Genomic DNA, 17,003 nt, shown 5'->3' on the forward strand with positions numbered 1-17,003 from the left:
CACCAAAATTAGCCATGCCAAAAACATTTAATGATATATTCATAAAATACATACAGTTATGCAACACAATCTTGATTTTTTGCCCACAAAAAACTAGTAATAAAATTCACACATACCTTACACAAAAACATGCTTTGCTTATACATACAAAAGATGTAAGATTTATTGGCAGTTCCACATAACTAAGCACACAAGCAAAGAAAGGGAGAGTCTATGAAGAAAATCGCACTCGTCACCGGCGGCATGGGTGGTATCGGTTCTGCTATTTGCAAAGCACTCGCAGATAGCGGCTTTAATGTTGTAGCGACTTACTCCAAGGCCGGCCGAGAGCTTCAATGGCTGGCAGATATGAAAGCATCCGGCTATCTTTTTAGCGCCTATGAGTGTGATGTGACTGATTTTGATGCCTGCGTTCGCATGGCTGAAAAAATCAATGAAGAAATCGGCCCTGTTGATGTATTGGTGAATAACGCAGGTATTACCCGCGATGCCACGTTCAAACGTATGGGCAAGCTGGATTGGGATAGCGTGATTAGCACCAATCTTAACTCGCTATTTAATGTATCCAAGCAATTCTTAGATGCCATGGTTGAGCGCAACTGGGGCCGCGTCATTAATATTTCATCGATTAATGGCCAGAAAGGCCAGTTTGGCCAAACCAACTACTCCGCAGCAAAAGCAGGCGTACACGGCTTTAGTATGGCTTTGGCGCAAGAAGTTGCAAAAAAAGGCGTTACTGTTAATACAATTTCACCTGGCTATATCGCCACAGAGATGGTTATGGCGGTGCCTGAAGATGTACGCAACAAGATTATTGCCGGCATTCCTGTTAACCGCCTTGGCACACCGGAAGAAATTGCAGGCCTAGTCAGCTATCTTGCTTCTGACCTCTCTGGCTTTATGACCGGCGCAAATATCGCCATCAATGGTGGTCAGCACACCTGCTGAGTATATTAAAACCACACCTGCTGATTATATAAAGCCATATCAGCCAAAAGCAGCAAGGCGGGTTAATGATGTTGAGGCCACACCCTCTTATCTTTAACCCGCCTTTTTCACAACTGCCCTTAAGTAACGCCGTACCTATCCAGCGGGCTTTGCACGCCCATACCGCCACGATTTAAGACATGTGTGTAAATCATGGTAGTGCGCACATCGCTATGCCCCAGCAGCGAGGCGTACCCATTACATGCTTTCATGGACTAATCTGTAATTTCTTAATCCAACATAGCCTACCGTAGTTTCCGCCAATGTCCATACATCGAAGTATTTTTATCAAAAAAAATCAATACAAATGTCCATGGCGCACATAGATAATAAAATTAGAGATAGCTTCAAAACTGACCGCTCATCACGAGCAGCTTGGGTTCATAGATCGGTTTTTAAAATCATGCTTAAGCTGTAGAAGTTCAGACCTGATCTGACAGTCCCCGTTTTGATTAGTGCCGGATTGTCAGATTAGTTTAGATTGTCGACCTTCTCCTTCCAGAGTGATTTGCCTTCTAACAACGTCTGCAGCGGCGTCCTGCCGCAGCACATTTTCCCTTGATGTGTACGTTGGCGGTTGTAGTAGTCCAGCCATGCGTCCAGATCCGTTTGCAGCTCGTCCAGTGACTGATACAGCTTACGCCTGAAGGTCACTTGGTAAAACTCTTGCAGAATCGTTTTATGGAAGCGCTCGCAAATACCGTTCGTTTGTGGATGCCGCACTTTAGTTTTGGTGTGCTCAATCTCATTGATCGCCAGATACAGCTGGTAATCATGCGTTTCGGCTTTGCCGCAATACTCAGTGCCACGGTCGGTCAGAATGCGCAGCATCCCCATTTCCTGCTCGGCAAAGAACGGTAGCACCCGGTCATTGAGTAAGTCTGCGGCAGTGATCGGCGTTTTGGTGGTATAAAGTTTGGCAAAGGCCACTTTGCTGTAGGTATCGACAAAGGTCTGCTGATAAATCCGGCCAACCCCTTTGATGGTGCCGACGTAAAACGTGTCCTGTGAGCCCAGATAACCTGGATGAGCCGTGTCAATTTCGCCATGTGCGACATCATCATCCTGTTTACGTTCCAGTGCCGCAACTTGAGCCTCACTCAGCACGATTTGCTGTTCAGTAACCTGCTTCTCCAGTGCATGCAAACGCTGTTTGAACGAAGCCAAATCATGCCTGAGCCAGATTGAACGCACACCAGAGGCAGAGACAAATACACCGCGCAGCCGGAGTTCGTTGCTGGTGCGTACTTGTCCATGGGCGGGCTGCTCAGTGGCATACGCAATGACGGCGGATTCTGTTGCCTCATCGACTCGGTTCTTGGGATTGGGTTTGCGGCGATTGGCGTCGAAGAGTGCTTCGACGCCACCGTCTTCAACCGCATGTTGATAGCGATAAAAGGTATCGCGCGACAGCCCCATCATTTTGCAGGCTTTGGATACGTTGCCCAGTTCGGTGGCGAGATTGAGCAAGCCGATTTTGTGCTTAATGAAGTTTTGGTTTAGATTAGCCATGGGGTTACTCCTGCGCTTGCGCGCTGTTTTGAATAAAGATTCGCACCTCTATCAAAACGGGTAACCCCACCTACTGGCAAGGCCTACTGTCAGATCAAGTCTGAACTTCTACACGTTAGGCACCCCTGCCAATTGTTTTGTTTTTTAGTTGGCGCGTTGTTGTGGCAGTTTGTGTTGCGGTATGTTGATATTTTTATTCTGTTTTGCAGCTTTCTGTTTACACGGTTTATTAATACGCTTTTAATTCGTTTGCTCCGTTTTCGTGGCTTTCTTATTTAGTTTTGTGGTTTGCTACGAAAAACGTGGGCATCATTTTTTGTGTAGTGGCAATTCGCCTAACATAGCATTCAAGCAGACTGGCCGGAACGTGCGGCTTTTTGTTCAAGTGCAGCGTAGGCCAGCTGCTTAATTTTGACGTTAGGTTGCTCGAATATATGCTCATGCGCCGTTCAACTTCACTCTTAATTGCTCTGGGTTTTATCCTTGGGTTGCTCGCCCTTTCTGGTGTAAGGCCGTATGACCGAGCGACTTGGTTAATGGAAGTGTTACCCATCATCATTGCAATTCCCGCTCTCTGCGCAACCTACAAGCGCTTCCCGTTCACTACGCTCATATATGCACTCATTTTTGCACATGCCCTAGTCCTAATGCTGGGTGGCGCCTACACTTACGCCCGTGTACCGCTTGGCTTTGAAATCGCAGAGCTCTTCGGTTTTCACCGCAACCCATACGACAAGATCGGGCATTTTTTCCAAGGCTTCGTACCGGCACTGGTTGCACGTGAGATCTTCATTCGTGGCGAATACATCCGAGGCCACAAAATGTTAGCGTTCATAGTTGTGTGCACAGTGCTCGCCATAAGCGCCACGTATGAGTTCATTGAGTGGGGTGCTGCTCTCGCGATGGGCCAAGGCGCAGACGAATTCCTCGGAACGCAGGGTGACCCATGGGATACACAGTCGGACATGTTCTTCGCGTTCATCGGTGCCATCACCGCGCTGCTACTTTTGTCCGGAGTGCACAACGGCCAGATCCAACGTCTGCAGGCCCATGAGCGAGCAACCTAACCAGCCAATGGAGCGGACGCTCCGGCGCCGCTCATCGGCGCGTTAGACACGCATGCTCATTGCTTTATTTTTTAGTTGATGCGTTGTGGTGGCTTTTTGTATTGCGGTGTACTGATATATTTATTCTGTTTTGTAGACGACTTATTAATACGCCTTTAATTCGTTTGCTCCGTTTTCGTGGCTTCCTTATTTAGGTTTGTGGTTTATTACGAAAAACGGGACTTTATTTTTTGTGCAGCGGCAATACGCCTAGCATGGCATTCAAGCAGACTAGCCGGAATGTGCGGCTTTTTATCCAATTGCAGCGTAGGCCAGCTGCTTAATTTTGACGTTAGGCTGTTATGGTTAAATACGAATTAGACAATGGTGAAGAGATGCATGCCGATGCACCTGAAACATTTTACCTTCCTCCACTCGATGTTAGAAATAATATCAAACCAGAGGATACGGTGAAATTAGTATTCAGAATTGAACACGACAATGGTTTTGATGTTGAAAGAATGTGGGTGGATGTTAAAAGTGTTACCTCTACGGGTTACATTGGCATCCTTGATAATGACCCGTACTGCACTGAAGAATTGAAATCTGGTGAAGTCATTGAATTTGAACCTAAACACGTCATTCAAATTTATGAAGTTTAACCCATCATTCAAGCGGAACGCCTAACGGTGCCCCTTAATTCAAACGTTAGGCAATAACAGCACACATAATTTCCAGGAAGACAATGAGAAATTTCATACTTACAGCAACCCTAATCGGATTTAGTGTACGAAGCTTCGCATTCGGAGCGCAGGAAGCCAGTTTTCACAATCAATCAACATCACTAACTGCTAGCCGCCATGAGGATTCCAAGTCAATGTCTAAATCAAAAAATCCAGTTCAATTAATTGCTGAAAATCTGAAGACGCACAAAATAATCCGCTCGGAACTCAACACAAATTCAATAACTGATGAATACGCACTAATGAAACTCATCAGAGAAAACACAAAGAAATCACAAGTTAAACTTTACGATCAAGAGATCGGAACCGACAATGATGCTGACGCAGACTACATTGTTATCATGCAAAAATTTAGCAAAGTTACTAACGGAGCCATTACTTACGAAGCTATAACCTCAAGAACTTCTGAAAATAATGTGAAAATAAATTTCACGTACAATCAAAAAGAATATTCATGGTCATTTGAGCAAGAATCCAGCAACATCAGCGAAGAATTTCTTACACTTTTAATGAACCACTCTAAAAATTGCGAGACCGGCGAATTCATTAATCTTATGGATGAAAATTCAATAATGATTGGTTTTCTGCCAAAAGAAACAGTCTCGCTTCTTTACCAAAATAATATCATCTATTGAATGTCATTTATAACTAACGCGGTCCTTGCGGTGCTTCAAAAACATCCTTTGTATCGCCTAACAAACGGTTCAAATCATTCGCTTCGCGCGTGCTGCAGCCCCTTAACCTAAACGTTAGCCAGCGTACCCATTGTTTCTTAGTTGACGCGCTGTAGCAGCAGTTTGTATTGTGGTGTATTAATGTTTTTATTCTGTTTTGCAGTTTTCTGTTCACGCTGTTTATTTAATACGCTCTTAATTTGTTTGTTCCGTTTTCGTGGTTTACTTATTTAGTTTTGTAGTTTTTTTACGAAAAACGGGGCATTATTTTTTGTGCAGTGGTAATACGCCTAACATGTCATTCAAGCAGACTGGCCGGAACGTGCGGCTTTTTTATCCAATTGCAGCGTAGGCAAGCTGCTGTGTTTGACGTTAGGCCGACAACAACATGAGGTTCACCATCATGCCGAGCAACAGAAGCCGCTTTGACCGTCGCGTAATCGTACTCGCCGCAAGCTTGTTCTCACTCTGCGCTGCATCGGCGGGTTCAGAGCCGCCTTCGACCGATTTGCAAGCGCTTGTCGAACGTCAAGCGCGCGACAAACAGGTATGCGCTGTGTCATATGCCACGATTCATGCTGGCAAGATTTCAAGCTCGGGCGGTGCCAGCGGATGTGACCACACTCGAGTGCCAACTGACGATTCTGTTTTTCAAGCGGCGTCCCTGAGTAAGCCGGTCTTTGCTTACGCCGTCTTGAAACTTGCTCAAGAGGGCTTGCTGAATCTTGACGCACCTCTTGTTGGCTACCTGCCACAGGGCTACCTGCACATCCGAAACCCGTTTGCATTTGGTCGCCCGTCGATCACTGATCGCGTAGTTGCACCAGAACTACAAGTAGTCACTGCTCGAATGGTTCTGACTCACACTTCCGGCCTACCAAACTGGTCCGGCGATCCGCTTGCGTTTGACTTCGAGCCGGGAACCAGCTGGCAGTACTCGGGGGAGGGATTCATGCTGTTGCAGCGAGTCGTCGAAGAAATTACGACTGAAAAGCTCGATGACTTCATGCGACATCGGCTCTTTGACCCATTGGGAATGTCAAACACCGCCTTCCGATGGAAGCCGCAATTCGCTGCTGCGTTCACCCCCGGTGTGCCGCGATACATGGATATTCCTGAAGCGTTTGCCCCTTTTTCGCTCCATACCTCGGCGAAGGACTACGCGAAGTTTCTTGCCGCCCTCATGGGCGATCCTTTGGCCATTCAACTGATCGTCGAAGCGCCCGCGAGTGTCATTCCTAAGCTGGGTCTAGGTTGGGGCCTTGGTTGGGGGCTTGAAACCGGCGAGCAGGAATCCTTTATTTGGCAATGGGGCAACAATCCCGGATACCGAGCATTTGTGATGGCCTCAACGAGCTCCGGTGACGCTGTGGTCATGCTAACAAGCAGCGAGAACGGGCTGGAAATGGCTGAACCGATCGTCACAACCGTGTTCCCCGGAACCCACAGCGTGTTCAAGTCCTATTTGGTCCGCGAAGGCTTTGCGTATTTCGCGTGCAAGCATCTCAATTGGTGCATTTAGCCATCTCTCCTACAACATTAAGTGTGGCCTAATCCTTCTTTCAAGTGGGCGTGCCTACTGAACGCCGCTTAAGTCAAACGTTAGGCACACGTGCTTGTTGTTATTCTTTCTCAACCGTTTTTTATTTTATTTTCGTATTAACACGCTACAATTCGTCGGCATTATTTTTTGTACAGTGGCAATACGCCTAACACGGAATTCAAGCAGACTGGTCGGAACGTGCGGCTTTTTATTCAATTGCAGCGTAGGCCAGCTGCTTAATTTTGACGTTAGGCAAAAGGTAACTCAAACTAATGCGGCAAGGCCTAAGAAAGAAAGTCATTAACGTGTGCGAGAAGAAAATAATTGCCAAGGGTGAGTCTGTTGGCATTTCTTTTTATGCGTTTTTCGCAAATAAAAATGATGACCCAGAGCTCCTTATGGAGGCCGCAACATGGTGGATAAAAACCCACAAACTAGATCACTTTGAAAAAGCCACAAAAATAAAGCTCATGATTGAGTCAGGGCTTTGATGTAGGCCTATAACCAGGACACGAAGTTGGCGCTGAGGCGCTTCAAACACCGAGAGGAAAAGCGAAGGAATGCATGCACAAATACATCAAAAATCAAAGGCAGGTACAAGCCTATAGGGTCAGGTATTACATTTGACATGAATTACTCAATTTAAGCTGCTTTGCAAACCACTGTAAATTTTATCTTATGTAAAATGTAAGACCTGACCCCGTTAGGCACATGAGGGTGTGAAACATAGCAGGATTTAAGTTTGCTATGACCCCAGTTACTCCGAAGTCGCTCATTTCATTCGCTTGGACGGCATCGCGCCCCTTAGCTTAAACGCTAGGATTTTCCTTGGACGCATCTAAGTTCACACAGAAATTCATCGACCTTGAGTGGTTGCTCTTAAATGAAGGCACTCGGCTTGATGCTGAATTACTGGACAAGCTCATTGACGATGAATTCCAAGAATTCGGTGCTTCCGGTCTATCATCCATTTGGCGCCAGTCACAAAATGAATGGCGCATGGTTTTTCACCAAGGTACAAGAACTGATGCGTTTGAAAAACCCTAACCTTTCGGCCTACGAGACACCCCATCCCCCTCGGTTTTTGATCATGTTTAAATTTATATCCTTGGCTGTGCTGATGCTTTTGTCAGCATCCCCGGTCTTCGCTGCCCACCCCGCATAAATACGCTGGCGATCAGCCGATCTGAAACGGGGTTGACGACGCTTGCTTGTACACGGGCCGAACTCTGTGTCGAAATCACGCCATCGCAAGGCTGCGAAGGCCAAGCGTGTGCCACCGACGTGGCCAGTGGCATGAACTTGAGCCTCAAGCTGCCTGGTGCCCAGCGTGATCCGGGGCAAACGCACTATCAGTTAGCGGATCTGTCATCCACAGATGAAGATTCCTCGTTTCAACTGTGGCCAAAGCTTATTCGTTTTGAGGGCGGCATCTTGGCAGGCGTGGAAACGCAGGTGCGTACCATGTATTCAGGCGGCGGGGCGAGCTCAAGCACTCTGCACCTCATCGCCTTTCTGCCCGGCCAAGCACCGTTCAAGGTGCTCAGTGTTCCGCAGAGCGCCAGCGTGATGATCCGAGCGTGTTTCAGCGAGCATGATATGAAGCAGCGTGCCGGGGCCTGTCACGACGAATATAGCTTCAACGGCAGCCTCGCCCTGACTGGAGCATCCGTAGCAGCAATGCCGGTGCTGCGCTATCGTAGCAAGGCGACCACTTTTCCGGGACCTGTCTCGCGGTCCAAAGATTCACTGGCGGGGCGGCCTCTGCACAAACGCGACATCATTACCGTAACCGATCCCCAGTGCAGCTATCAGAGGCTGTATCACTTCGAGCCGACAGCCCGTGCTTATGTTGCTATAAGCCTGAGCCCGACTGCTCTGATTACACCGTGCCCTGATAATCATTGTGCCAAACATGGCGTTCACCCCGACTGCGTCACCGCCAAGAAAATGCGGCAATCCTCGCCACGGATGAATTGGGCGCTTCTGGCGTAAATTTGGTTTTTACTTGGTGAAAAGATTGTTTTTTCATTTAATAAATCGCCATAGCGGGAATGGGTGAGCGACTAGCCTTCGAGTGACTTGTCCAATAACGCCTGCATACCCATTCAGCAACGCTATTTTCATTGCAAAGCGCTTAGCAAAGCAGTGTTTATTGGGCATGAATGTTATGCTTATGCCCATTGGCAGAAAATACATCGCTGCCCGCAAACTATTCACTCCCTTAACTTAAGGAAAACAAATGGCTCAATATGTTTTCAGCATGAATCGTGTCGGGAAAATTGTCCCGCCAAAGCGCCAAATTTTAAAAGATATCTCGTTAAGCTTTTTCCCCGGCGCCAAAATTGGTGTTTTAGGTTTAAATGGCTCGGGTAAATCGACCGTACTTAAAATCATGGCGGGTATTGATAAAGATATTATTGGCGAAGCCACACCGATGCCGGGACTTAATATCGGTTATTTGCCACAAGAGCCACAGCTTGATCCACTCAAAACCGTGCGTGAAGAAGTGGAATCTGGTCTTGGCGAAGTGTTTGAAGCGCAAGCCAAGCTAGAAGCCGTTTACGTGGCTTATGCCGAGCCTGATGCCGATTTTGATGCGCTGGCCGAAGAGCAAGCGCGTTTAGAAGCGATTATTTCGGCCAGCTCTGGCGACAATGCTGAGCTGCAATTAGAAATCGCCGCCGATGCGCTGCGTCTACCGCCTTGGGATGCCATCATTGGCAATCTGTCTGGTGGTGAAAAGCGCCGTGTGGCGCTGTGTAAACTTCTACTTTCCAAGCCTGATATGTTGCTGCTCGACGAGCCAACCAATCACTTGGATGCAGAATCGGTAGATTGGCTAGAGCAATTTCTCTGCCGTTTCCCTGGCACTGTGGTGGCCGTTACCCACGATCGCTATTTCTTAGATAACGCGGCCGAGTGGATTTTAGAGCTGGATCGTGGCCATGGCATTCCTTGGAAAGGCAATTACTCTAGCTGGCTAGATCAAAAGCAAGCGCGTTTAAAAACCGAAGAAAACCAAGAATCTGCGCGCCAAAAAACCATTAAGAAAGAATTGGAATGGGTTCGTCAAAATCCTAAAGCGCGTCAGGCTAAATCCAAATCACGGATTGCCCGTTTTGAAGAACTCAATAGCCAAGATTATCAAAAGCAAAATGAAACACAGGAAATCTTTATTCCCGTGGCAGAGCGCTTAGGTAATGAAGTGATTGAATTCGAAAACGTGAGCAAAGCCTTTGGCGATCGCTTGCTGATCGATGATTTAAGCTTCCGCGTACCACCTGGCGCAATTGTTGGGATTATCGGGCCAAACGGCGCGGGTAAATCCACGCTATTTAAAATGCTAGCCGGTTTAGAGCAGCCAGACAGCGGCACGGTAAAGATCGGCACGACCACTAAAATGGCTTATGTTGACCAAAACCGTGATTCGCTGGGTGATGGCAACAAATCGGTATTTGATGTGATTTCTGGCGGGCACGACATTCTGACCGTTGGCCGTTACGAAACATCTAGCCGTGCTTATATCGGCCGCTTTAACTTTAAAGGCGCGGATCAAGCAAAAATCGTGAGCCAATTATCCGGTGGTGAGCGTGGCCGCTTGCACTTGGCTAAAACGCTAATTTCTGGCGGCAATGTCTTGCTACTCGATGAGCCATCCAACGATCTGGATATCGAAACCCTGCGCGCGCTTGAAGATGCGCTGTTGGAATTCGCCGGTTGCGTGATGGTGATCTCGCACGATCGCTGGTTCCTGGATCGTATCGCTACGCATATCTTAGCTTGTGAAGGCGATTCCAAATGGCAGTTCTTTGACGGTAACTATCAAGAATACGAAGCCGACAAGAAAAAACGTTTGGGTGAAGAAGGCGCAAAACCGAAGCGCATTCGCTATAAGCCAATCAGCCGCTAAAAAACTAAAACGGGAAGCCTTGGCTTCCCGTTTTTTTATGCTTGGTATTAGGCAGCTCCAATCACATCTGTAGAGCGAAAAACTCAAATCACTACGAGAGGCACCCTGCAAATAAAAAGGGGCTACTTTCGCGCCCCTTTTATTTATTCAGAAAAACTAAGCAATTAAGCCTGTAAGCCTTTCTTCAACAACTCAGCAACCAAATCAGCCATATTCACGCCACGTTGCTCTGCCGCTGCGTGCAATTCTTTGATCAAATCACCGTTGAGTTTTACTGCAAACGGCACTAAACCTGCTGCTTGATCTGCTTTACGTTGTTCGCGCTTATCCATGACTTTCACCGCTTCCTGTCCAAAGCGTCCCGGAGTACGCTCTTTTCTATTTTGTTCGTCGGATTTAAACCCGTCTAATTTATACAGCTGAAATTTACTTAACATACTGATCCCTCATTCAATCTGTAGCGCATCAACCAGTGCTCGTCAAAATAAGCCGAGCATTAGCCTCAGGCTAAAAAAACCAAGGGCGAAGGATGCGGTGTTTTGCCTAACAGCGCAAGGCTGCCAGCCACCAAATATCGATTTATCTGCCTAAGCGCTCAAAAAACAGGCAAAATACGCCCCCTTCCCGATAGCCAGCCCAGCCCTCCTCTTTATGACAATCCCTTTGATTTATCACGCCCATACCGACAATCCAGCCACTTGGATTAAATTTCGCGATGAACTCTGCAAAAACTGCCAGTCTTCCTGTTGCACCTTGCCAGTTGAAGTAAAACTCAGCGATTTAGTGCGCATGAATCTAGTGGATGCGTTTGAAGCAGAAGGCGAACCGCCTAAGCAAATCGCCAAGCGTTTAACGAAAGCCGGCATCATTGATCACTTTAATTTCAAAAATAGCATTTACACCCTAAAGCGTAAAGCCAATGGTGATTGTCGTTATTTAGATTTAAAAACACGGCTCTGCACTATTTATAAAAATCGCCCTAATACCTGTCGCAACCATCCACAGATTGGCCCGCGCCCCGGCTACTGCGCTTACCGCAGCCGCCCTGCCCAGCTATTAATCACTGACTAATTCTGACAGTGCTCAACGTCCGCGCGCCATCACAATGTTACGCTGCACAAGATGAAACCCATCCTCATTTTTTATGCCAGCCGTGATGGCCAGGCAGAGCGCATCGCGCAAACACTGGCCGTACATCTCAATACCTGGCCTGTACAACTCTGTGATTTAAAAACACCATCAGCACCGACCATACCCAGCGCCGCAATTATTGTCGTGGCTTCGGTGCGCTATGGGCGACACCTTCCTGAAGCGGTGCAGTTTTTTAAGCAAAAGACCAAACAGCTGGCACAAACGCCACTTGCCATTGCATCCGTCAGCCTTAGCGCCCGCAAAGGCGACGGCTCGCCCAATGGCTATCTTAAAAAGCTGATTTATCAACACCAGCTCTCCCCTTTTGCCGCCCTTTCTATCGCAGGCAAGCTGAACTACCCGCACTATGGCTGGCTAGATAAGCAAATTATTCGCCTGATTATGCGTATGACCGGCGGCCCAAGCGATGGAATAAGCTGCATTGAATATACAGATTGGCCGCAACTGACTGCCTTCGCGCAAAAAATCACAGCGCATCTTCGCCAAGACAACGCCGATGGATAGTAAACTGCGCCCCAAAGCCCTCACCGAGAAACACCATGACCACCAATACCATCAGCAACCTGATCAGCCATCAAATCAATAAAGAAGCTCACGGCCCTGTGAGCTTGCGCTTAAGCGATAAAGAAATTACCCACACCCCCGCAGCACAAAGGCTGATTGATCAACTCTGTAAGCTCTATACCCAAAAACTGGGTAAAGGCTTTGGCAGCTTTGAAGAAGACCAGGAAGCCTTCCCGATGCAAGGCTTGGTTCGTCAGCTTATGGAAGGTGCGGATTTTCTGGCTAGCTCACAGCAAATGATGCAGCACCTGCTTCTGCGCTTAGAGCAAGAGCCCCTCGCCAGCGGCGGCCATGTGTTGATTGCCCGGGTTAAAAGCGATGGGGCAGATTTCATCCTGTTTACAATTTTGTCTGAAATTATGGGCACGATGCTGGACGAAAATCTGAATGTGGCCGACAGCATTTACCTAGATACCGCCAACTTAAAAGTTGCCGGAAAAATTGATCTGCATGCATGGCAAAATGGTGCAGAGCGCTATATCAGCTTCTTGCGTGGCCGTGGCGATGTAGCCGCTTACTTCAAATCATTTTTAGGCTGCAATGATATTGTGGTTGCGCTGAAAGAAACTCAAAAGCTAGTACATGGCCTTAGCCAGTTTGCCGAAGAGCAACACTTACAGCCTGCAGAGCGCGATCAACTGTTCGAACGCGCCCACGAATACTTGGACGAGCTAGGCAATGCCAGCTGTCCAGTCACGCTAGAGCAAGTTGCCGAGCAAGTGTGGCCCGATGCACCGATGCAGCTACAGAATGTACTCGGCCATCAAGACCTTGAACTCACCAACGGCTTTGTGCCCGATCGCCGCGCCATTAAACCGCTGCGCACTTTCAAAACCAAAGCGCCACACTGGAAGCTGGAATTTGATCGCAGTAGCTTACGAAGTGGCGCAGTACATTACAACCCGGAAAACGACACCTTGGTTTTGTCTAATATTCCGGAAGAAATGCGTAAAGAATTACTTGCAGAAACAAACTAAAAGCAGGCATTGTAATTGATGTTGCAACGCAATAGATTTGAACTAAACTAAGCAGGCAAAGCGTGTAAGATCAATCACTTACTTGCTTTGCTAACTTAAAAAACCTTGGATGTAATATTACATAGATAAACTATTTGGCGTAGTATCTTTAAACTGTAATCTGCAACAGCAATGCTAGTGTGGCTCTATGCTCGGTTTCATGACCTGAAACCTCAGTGATCAAACGGTAACCCTCAAAAAAGGTACTCCCATGACTCTGTCGACTACGTTTAAAACCCCCCGCCAGCGCCGTCAGCTGGAACAATCGCAAAGAAATATGGAAATTGTGGTGATGGGACTTCATCGTGCTCAGTTTGAAGTAAGGCGTCAAATACGTAACGAGCTTGCAGATCGTAAAGCCGCCAAGGCAGAGAAAGAGCTGGATTATCTTGAAAGTATTAAATGATTAATTCAAGAATACAAAAAAGCCACGAAGATGATTCGTGGCTTTTTTAACGTCCTTTATTGCAAGCAAAAAAATATTATTTACGCCGCCCGCAATTTTCGTTCATAAACCACATAATTTCGATTTGGCATCCAGCCAGCATCCTGATAAAGCGTTAATGCTTTGGCTTCGCCCGCTTCTGATTCCATTTCCATGTAGCCCACATTCTGCTTAGCAGCGAAGTCTTCAGCAGCTTTAATTAATGCACGGCCAACACCTCGGCCTCGGGCCTCTTTGGTTACAAATAAATCATTGAGTAGCAAGGTTTTTTGCATGCGCAATGAAGATAAATTCCAATAAAGTTGCACAAAACCAACGGTTTTCGTGCCTTCACAAGCGGTAAACAATACTGAATCGCCCGCCTTTAAGCGCTCAATCAGATATTGATGCCCTGCTTCTAAATCCGCTTTTTGATTAAAGTGCTGCCGATACTCATCAAATAAAGCCCATGCCCCCCATAAGCGCCAGATTTCGTGCAAGTCATTTAAATCGGCTTGGTGTATGGTCAGTGTGCTTCCATCATTTAATAGCGTGTTCATTTTTCATCATCCAGATAAAGCATTAGGTAGCGGGCTACTCTTTAATTACTATTTTGTATTCGCTTGTTATTTAGCATTCAAACACATGCTTGATTTATGGTAAAACAAGCAATTCTTATGCTGCATAAGCCAAACTGATGCTTGATTACAAATTACTAGAAGCGCTGGAAATGGTGGTGCGTGAAAGCAGTTTTGAACGGGCGGCTAAGCGCCTGTTTTTAACGCAGTCGGCCGTGTCTCAGCGCATTAAATCGCTGGAAGAAAAACTAGGTAAAGTCTTGGTGGTGCGCGAAAGCCCTGTACATGCCACGCGTGCGGGTGAAAAGCTAATTGTGCATTTTCGCCAAGTACGCCAGCTAGAGGCCGCCTTGGCCGAGCAAATCGATTTTAAAGAGCAGGATTGGCAAAGCGTGCGCCTTGGCGTGAATGCCGATAGTTTGGCCATTGGTCTACTGGATGCGCTCGCCCCACTCTTAGAGAGCGAGCGTTTACTGCTGGAATGCGTGATTGATGATGAAGGCTATACGCTGGATTTACTGCGGGCGGGCGATGTAGCGGGTTGCATCAGCACCCAGCCCAGCGCGGTAACGGGCTGCGCAGTACAAAGCCTTGGTAACATGCCCTATGTATTTGTAGCGACACCTGCTTTTGCAGAGCGGCATTTTTCACAAGGATTTACCCAAACAGCATTGATGCACGCGCCTACCGCGATTTTTGGTAATCGGGATTCCCTGCACCGGCGCTGGTTAGGCGAGCGTTACGGCATTATGGATGATCACTTTCCCTGCCATCAGATTCCTGAAAGCCATGCACTGTTTGATGCGGTGTGCTTTGGCTTGGCCTACGCGGCAATTCCTTACGCTCAGGCCAAGCCAGCGATTGCCTCAGGTGAAATTATTGAGCTAGCCAGCAGCGAGCGTATTCATATCCCTCTGTATTGGCATCACTGGCAGAAACAAACGCAGGAAGCCAAGCGCATCAGCGATGCCGTCCTCGCTTTTGGCCGCCGCGCCCTGCCATCGCAAGAGGCTTCGTTGTATTTAAATGCTTTGTAGGCAAAAAAGATCTGTAGACACAGAGAGCACTGAGAAAACCATGAGTGCTGTTTCCTCTGTGCTCTCTGTGGTTCGAGATTTAACACGCTTAGCTTTACTCTGAACAATCTTTACCAATAAGGAAGCTTATTGCGTTTAAAACGCAGCCGTAAGCTCTGCGACAAACCTCAACATTAAAACGATCGTTTGTAAAGGCGGGATAGTCCGGTCACAAGGGGCACGGTTTCTTGCTATTTTATCTGCTATTCCAGCAAGTAAAGGCCGCCCTAATGACCCGCCCTCTCAATAAAATGAGCCGTATTGCCGCCAAGACTGCAAATCTGCCGCAAAACCTACGCAGCTTCATTCTGACTCGCCTATTTGGCCGTATCGTGCCATTTTTATCCACGGCCTCTGTACAGTTTGAAGAAGTCAGCGCGGCACGGCTGGTGGTGTCGATTAAAAACCGCCGTAAAGTACAAAACCATATCAAGGGCGTACACGCTGCGGCGATGGCGCTGCTGGCCGAAACCAGCACCGGCTTTGTAATGGGCATGAATGTGCCGGACGATAAGCTGCTGCTGCTTAAATCCATGCATGTGGATTACCAAAAACGCTCGCAGGGCGATATGCGGGCCGTGGCCACCTTAAGTAGCGATCAAATCGAGCTATTACACAGCACCGAAAAAGGTAATTTCGCGGTGAATGTAGAGATCAGCGATGAATCAGGCGAAGCGCCTATCCAATGCGAAATGGTCTGGGCATGGCTGCCTAAAAAACGCGATTAAGCCTTTCACTCCCAATCAATACCACTGCAAGCTTCTACTCACCAAGGATGCCCCATGCAATACGAAACGATTGAAGTGAATGTCAGCAATGCCATCGCCCTTGTCACGCTTAATCGCCCTAAAAAAGCCAATTCGCTCAATGCGCTGATGTGGCAGGAAATTAAAGCGGCGCTTAACTGGTGCGATCAAACGGCCGAAGTGCGCGCAGTGGTGCTTAATGGTGCCGGGCGCAATTTCTGTGCAGGGATTGATTTGATGATGCTGGCCGAAATTCAAACCAGCCTGACAAATGAATGCGAAGCGCGTAATCGCGAAACCATCCGCGCCTTGATTTTAAACCTGCAATCCTCCGTCAGCAGCCTAGAACATTGCCGCAAGCCAGTGATCGCCGCGATTCATGGCGCATGTGTGGGTGGTGGCTTAGATTTGGTGCTGGCGGCAGATTTCAGATACGCCAGCACGGATGCCAGCTTTAGCGTGCGTGAAGTAGCGATGGGCTTGGTGGCCGACGTAGGTAGCCTGCAACGCTTAGGCCGCGTTGTTGGTGAGGGCACAGCGCGTGAAATGACCTTCACCGCAATGGACATGCCCGCCAATGAAGCGCTTAGCGTGCGTTTGGTTAACCAAGTGTTTGTTAGCCCAGAGGAATGCCTTGCTGCGGCCATGCGCACCGCCAGCGTCATCGCAGCCCAATCGCCACTTGCCGTGCGCGGCAGCAAGCAGGTACTGAACTACAGCCGTGATCATAGCGTAAGCGATGGCCTGGAATACGTCGCCACCTGGAACGGCGGCATGCTGCTCTCTGCCGACATCAAAGAAGCCATCACCGCCCAAATGAGCGGGCGAGCGGCGCAGTTTTTGGATTAAACCCTCAGGCGCAGGCCCGGGCCGAAAACGCCCGGCGCCCCCCCCCTTGCAAGCGCCAATCAAAATGCTAATGCCGTTCGCTTAAGTTTTTTACCTAAGCCCCCTTGAAAAAAGAGCAGGGCCATTTATCTAAGTCTGGGGTGCCGGAGCAAATCCGTTTTGTGGAGCAGCTGCCGCGTA

The 17,003-nt window shown here is 48.0% G+C and carries 21 protein-coding genes; 16 read left to right on the forward strand and 5 right to left on the reverse strand.

What is annotated here, in order from left to right; genetic code table 11:
* Positions 1 to 213: 213 nt before the first annotated feature.
* Positions 214 to 948 (forward strand): acetoacetyl-CoA reductase, encoded by a 735-nt coding sequence (gene phbB / locus VN23_RS06665; RefSeq protein WP_046351972.1) that lies wholly within the window; start codon positions 214 to 216, stop codon positions 946 to 948.
* Between the two features lie 119 nt (positions 949 to 1,067).
* Here the strand turns inward: phbB and VN23_RS22080 are convergent, their stop codons facing one another.
* A complete protein-coding gene (locus VN23_RS22080; RefSeq protein WP_442905465.1) occupies positions 1,068 to 1,199 on the reverse strand; it encodes a hypothetical protein in 132 nt (43 codons plus the stop codon).
* Between the two features lie 259 nt (positions 1,200 to 1,458).
* Positions 1,459 to 2,499, reverse strand: a complete 1,041-nt coding sequence (locus VN23_RS06670) for an IS481 family transposase (protein ID WP_062654833.1) — start codon at positions 2,497 to 2,499, stop codon at positions 1,459 to 1,461.
* A gap of 440 nt (positions 2,500 to 2,939) precedes the next feature.
* Here VN23_RS06670 and VN23_RS06675 point away from each other — a divergent pair, with 440 nt between their 5' ends.
* From VN23_RS06675 to VN23_RS06700, 6 genes are all read left to right on the forward strand, one after another.
* A complete protein-coding gene (locus VN23_RS06675; RefSeq protein ID WP_231743365.1) occupies positions 2,940 to 3,566 on the forward strand; it encodes a DUF2238 domain-containing protein in 627 nt (208 codons plus the stop codon).
* A 341-nt stretch (positions 3,567 to 3,907) separates the two neighbouring features.
* Positions 3,908 to 4,207 (forward strand): DUF2314 domain-containing protein, encoded by a 300-nt coding sequence (locus VN23_RS06680; RefSeq protein ID WP_046351908.1) that lies wholly within the window; start codon positions 3,908 to 3,910, stop codon positions 4,205 to 4,207.
* 83 nt (positions 4,208 to 4,290) lie between these two features.
* Positions 4,291 to 4,923, forward strand: coding sequence for a hypothetical protein (locus VN23_RS06685; RefSeq protein WP_046351907.1), 633 nt, complete (start codon positions 4,291 to 4,293; stop codon positions 4,921 to 4,923).
* A 442-nt stretch (positions 4,924 to 5,365) separates the two neighbouring features.
* Positions 5,366 to 6,484 (forward strand): serine hydrolase domain-containing protein, encoded by a 1,119-nt coding sequence (locus tag VN23_RS06690; RefSeq protein WP_197433042.1) that lies wholly within the window; start codon positions 5,366 to 5,368, stop codon positions 6,482 to 6,484.
* A 293-nt stretch (positions 6,485 to 6,777) separates the two neighbouring features.
* Positions 6,778 to 6,996 (forward strand): DUF6500 family protein, encoded by a 219-nt coding sequence (locus VN23_RS06695; RefSeq protein ID WP_046351905.1) that lies wholly within the window; start codon positions 6,778 to 6,780, stop codon positions 6,994 to 6,996.
* A gap of 337 nt (positions 6,997 to 7,333) precedes the next feature.
* Positions 7,334 to 7,552: a hypothetical protein gene (locus VN23_RS06700; RefSeq protein WP_046351904.1), complete on the forward strand. Its 219-nt coding sequence runs from the start codon at positions 7,334 to 7,336 to the stop codon at positions 7,550 to 7,552.
* A gap of 53 nt (positions 7,553 to 7,605) precedes the next feature.
* Here VN23_RS06700 and VN23_RS21735 read toward each other — a convergent pair whose 3' ends face one another.
* On the reverse strand, positions 7,606 to 7,803 hold the full coding sequence (locus VN23_RS21735) for a hypothetical protein (RefSeq protein WP_156455137.1): 198 nt from the start codon (positions 7,801 to 7,803) through the stop codon (positions 7,606 to 7,608).
* Here VN23_RS21735 and VN23_RS06705 point away from each other — a divergent pair.
* Positions 7,802 to 8,500: a hypothetical protein gene (locus VN23_RS06705; protein WP_156455138.1), complete on the forward strand. Its 699-nt coding sequence runs from the start codon at positions 7,802 to 7,804 to the stop codon at positions 8,498 to 8,500. The two genes, VN23_RS21735 and VN23_RS06705, sit on opposite strands and share 2 nt — an antisense overlap.
* A gap of 247 nt (positions 8,501 to 8,747) precedes the next feature.
* Positions 8,748 to 10,418 (forward strand): energy-dependent translational throttle protein EttA, encoded by a 1,671-nt coding sequence (gene ettA / locus VN23_RS06710; RefSeq protein WP_046351903.1) that lies wholly within the window; start codon positions 8,748 to 8,750, stop codon positions 10,416 to 10,418.
* Between the two features lie 164 nt (positions 10,419 to 10,582).
* Here ettA and VN23_RS06715 read toward each other — a convergent pair whose 3' ends face one another.
* Positions 10,583 to 10,855 carry a hypothetical protein gene (locus VN23_RS06715; protein ID WP_156455139.1) on the reverse strand — a complete coding sequence of 91 codons (273 nt, stop codon included), beginning with the start codon at positions 10,853 to 10,855 and terminating at the stop codon, positions 10,583 to 10,585.
* 214 nt (positions 10,856 to 11,069) lie between these two features.
* On the opposite strand from VN23_RS06715, the gene VN23_RS06720 reads away from it, so the two are divergent.
* The 4 genes from VN23_RS06720 (at position 11,070) to VN23_RS06735 (ending at position 13,556) form a co-directional block, all read left to right on the forward strand.
* Positions 11,070 to 11,489: a YkgJ family cysteine cluster protein gene (locus VN23_RS06720; protein WP_046351902.1), complete on the forward strand. Its 420-nt coding sequence runs from the start codon at positions 11,070 to 11,072 to the stop codon at positions 11,487 to 11,489.
* A 51-nt stretch (positions 11,490 to 11,540) separates the two neighbouring features.
* Positions 11,541 to 12,074, forward strand: a complete 534-nt coding sequence (locus VN23_RS06725; RefSeq protein WP_046351901.1) for a flavodoxin domain-containing protein — start codon at positions 11,541 to 11,543, stop codon at positions 12,072 to 12,074.
* Between the two features lie 35 nt (positions 12,075 to 12,109).
* On the forward strand, positions 12,110 to 13,111 hold the full coding sequence (locus VN23_RS06730; protein WP_046351900.1) for a nucleoid-associated protein: 1,002 nt from the start codon (positions 12,110 to 12,112) through the stop codon (positions 13,109 to 13,111).
* 250 nt (positions 13,112 to 13,361) lie between these two features.
* A complete protein-coding gene (locus VN23_RS06735) occupies positions 13,362 to 13,556 on the forward strand; it encodes a hypothetical protein (protein ID WP_046351899.1) in 195 nt (64 codons plus the stop codon).
* Positions 13,557 to 13,636: 80 nt separating this feature from the next.
* On the opposite strand, the gene VN23_RS06740 is transcribed toward VN23_RS06735, so the two are convergent.
* Entirely contained in the window at positions 13,637 to 14,134 is a 498-nt protein-coding gene (locus VN23_RS06740; RefSeq protein WP_046351898.1) for a GNAT family N-acetyltransferase, read from the reverse strand.
* Between the two features lie 137 nt (positions 14,135 to 14,271).
* On the opposite strand from VN23_RS06740, the gene VN23_RS06745 reads away from it, so the two are divergent.
* From VN23_RS06745 to VN23_RS06755, 3 genes are all read left to right on the forward strand, one after another.
* The gene (locus tag VN23_RS06745) at positions 14,272 to 15,189 is read left to right on the forward strand and encodes a LysR family transcriptional regulator ArgP (RefSeq protein WP_046351897.1); all 918 of its coding nucleotides are present in this window, start codon (positions 14,272 to 14,274) and stop codon (positions 15,187 to 15,189) included.
* A 269-nt stretch (positions 15,190 to 15,458) separates the two neighbouring features.
* The gene (locus VN23_RS06750; protein WP_046351896.1) at positions 15,459 to 15,956 is read left to right on the forward strand and encodes a DUF4442 domain-containing protein; all 498 of its coding nucleotides are present in this window, start codon (positions 15,459 to 15,461) and stop codon (positions 15,954 to 15,956) included.
* Positions 15,957 to 16,010: 54 nt separating this feature from the next.
* The gene (locus VN23_RS06755; protein ID WP_046351895.1) at positions 16,011 to 16,823 is read left to right on the forward strand and encodes a crotonase/enoyl-CoA hydratase family protein; all 813 of its coding nucleotides are present in this window, start codon (positions 16,011 to 16,013) and stop codon (positions 16,821 to 16,823) included.
* Positions 16,824 to 17,003: the final 180 nt, after the last annotated feature.

This window comes from Janthinobacterium sp. B9-8 (assembly GCF_000969645.2).
In the GTDB taxonomy this organism is placed as follows: domain Bacteria; phylum Pseudomonadota; class Gammaproteobacteria; order Burkholderiales; family Chitinibacteraceae; genus Iodobacter.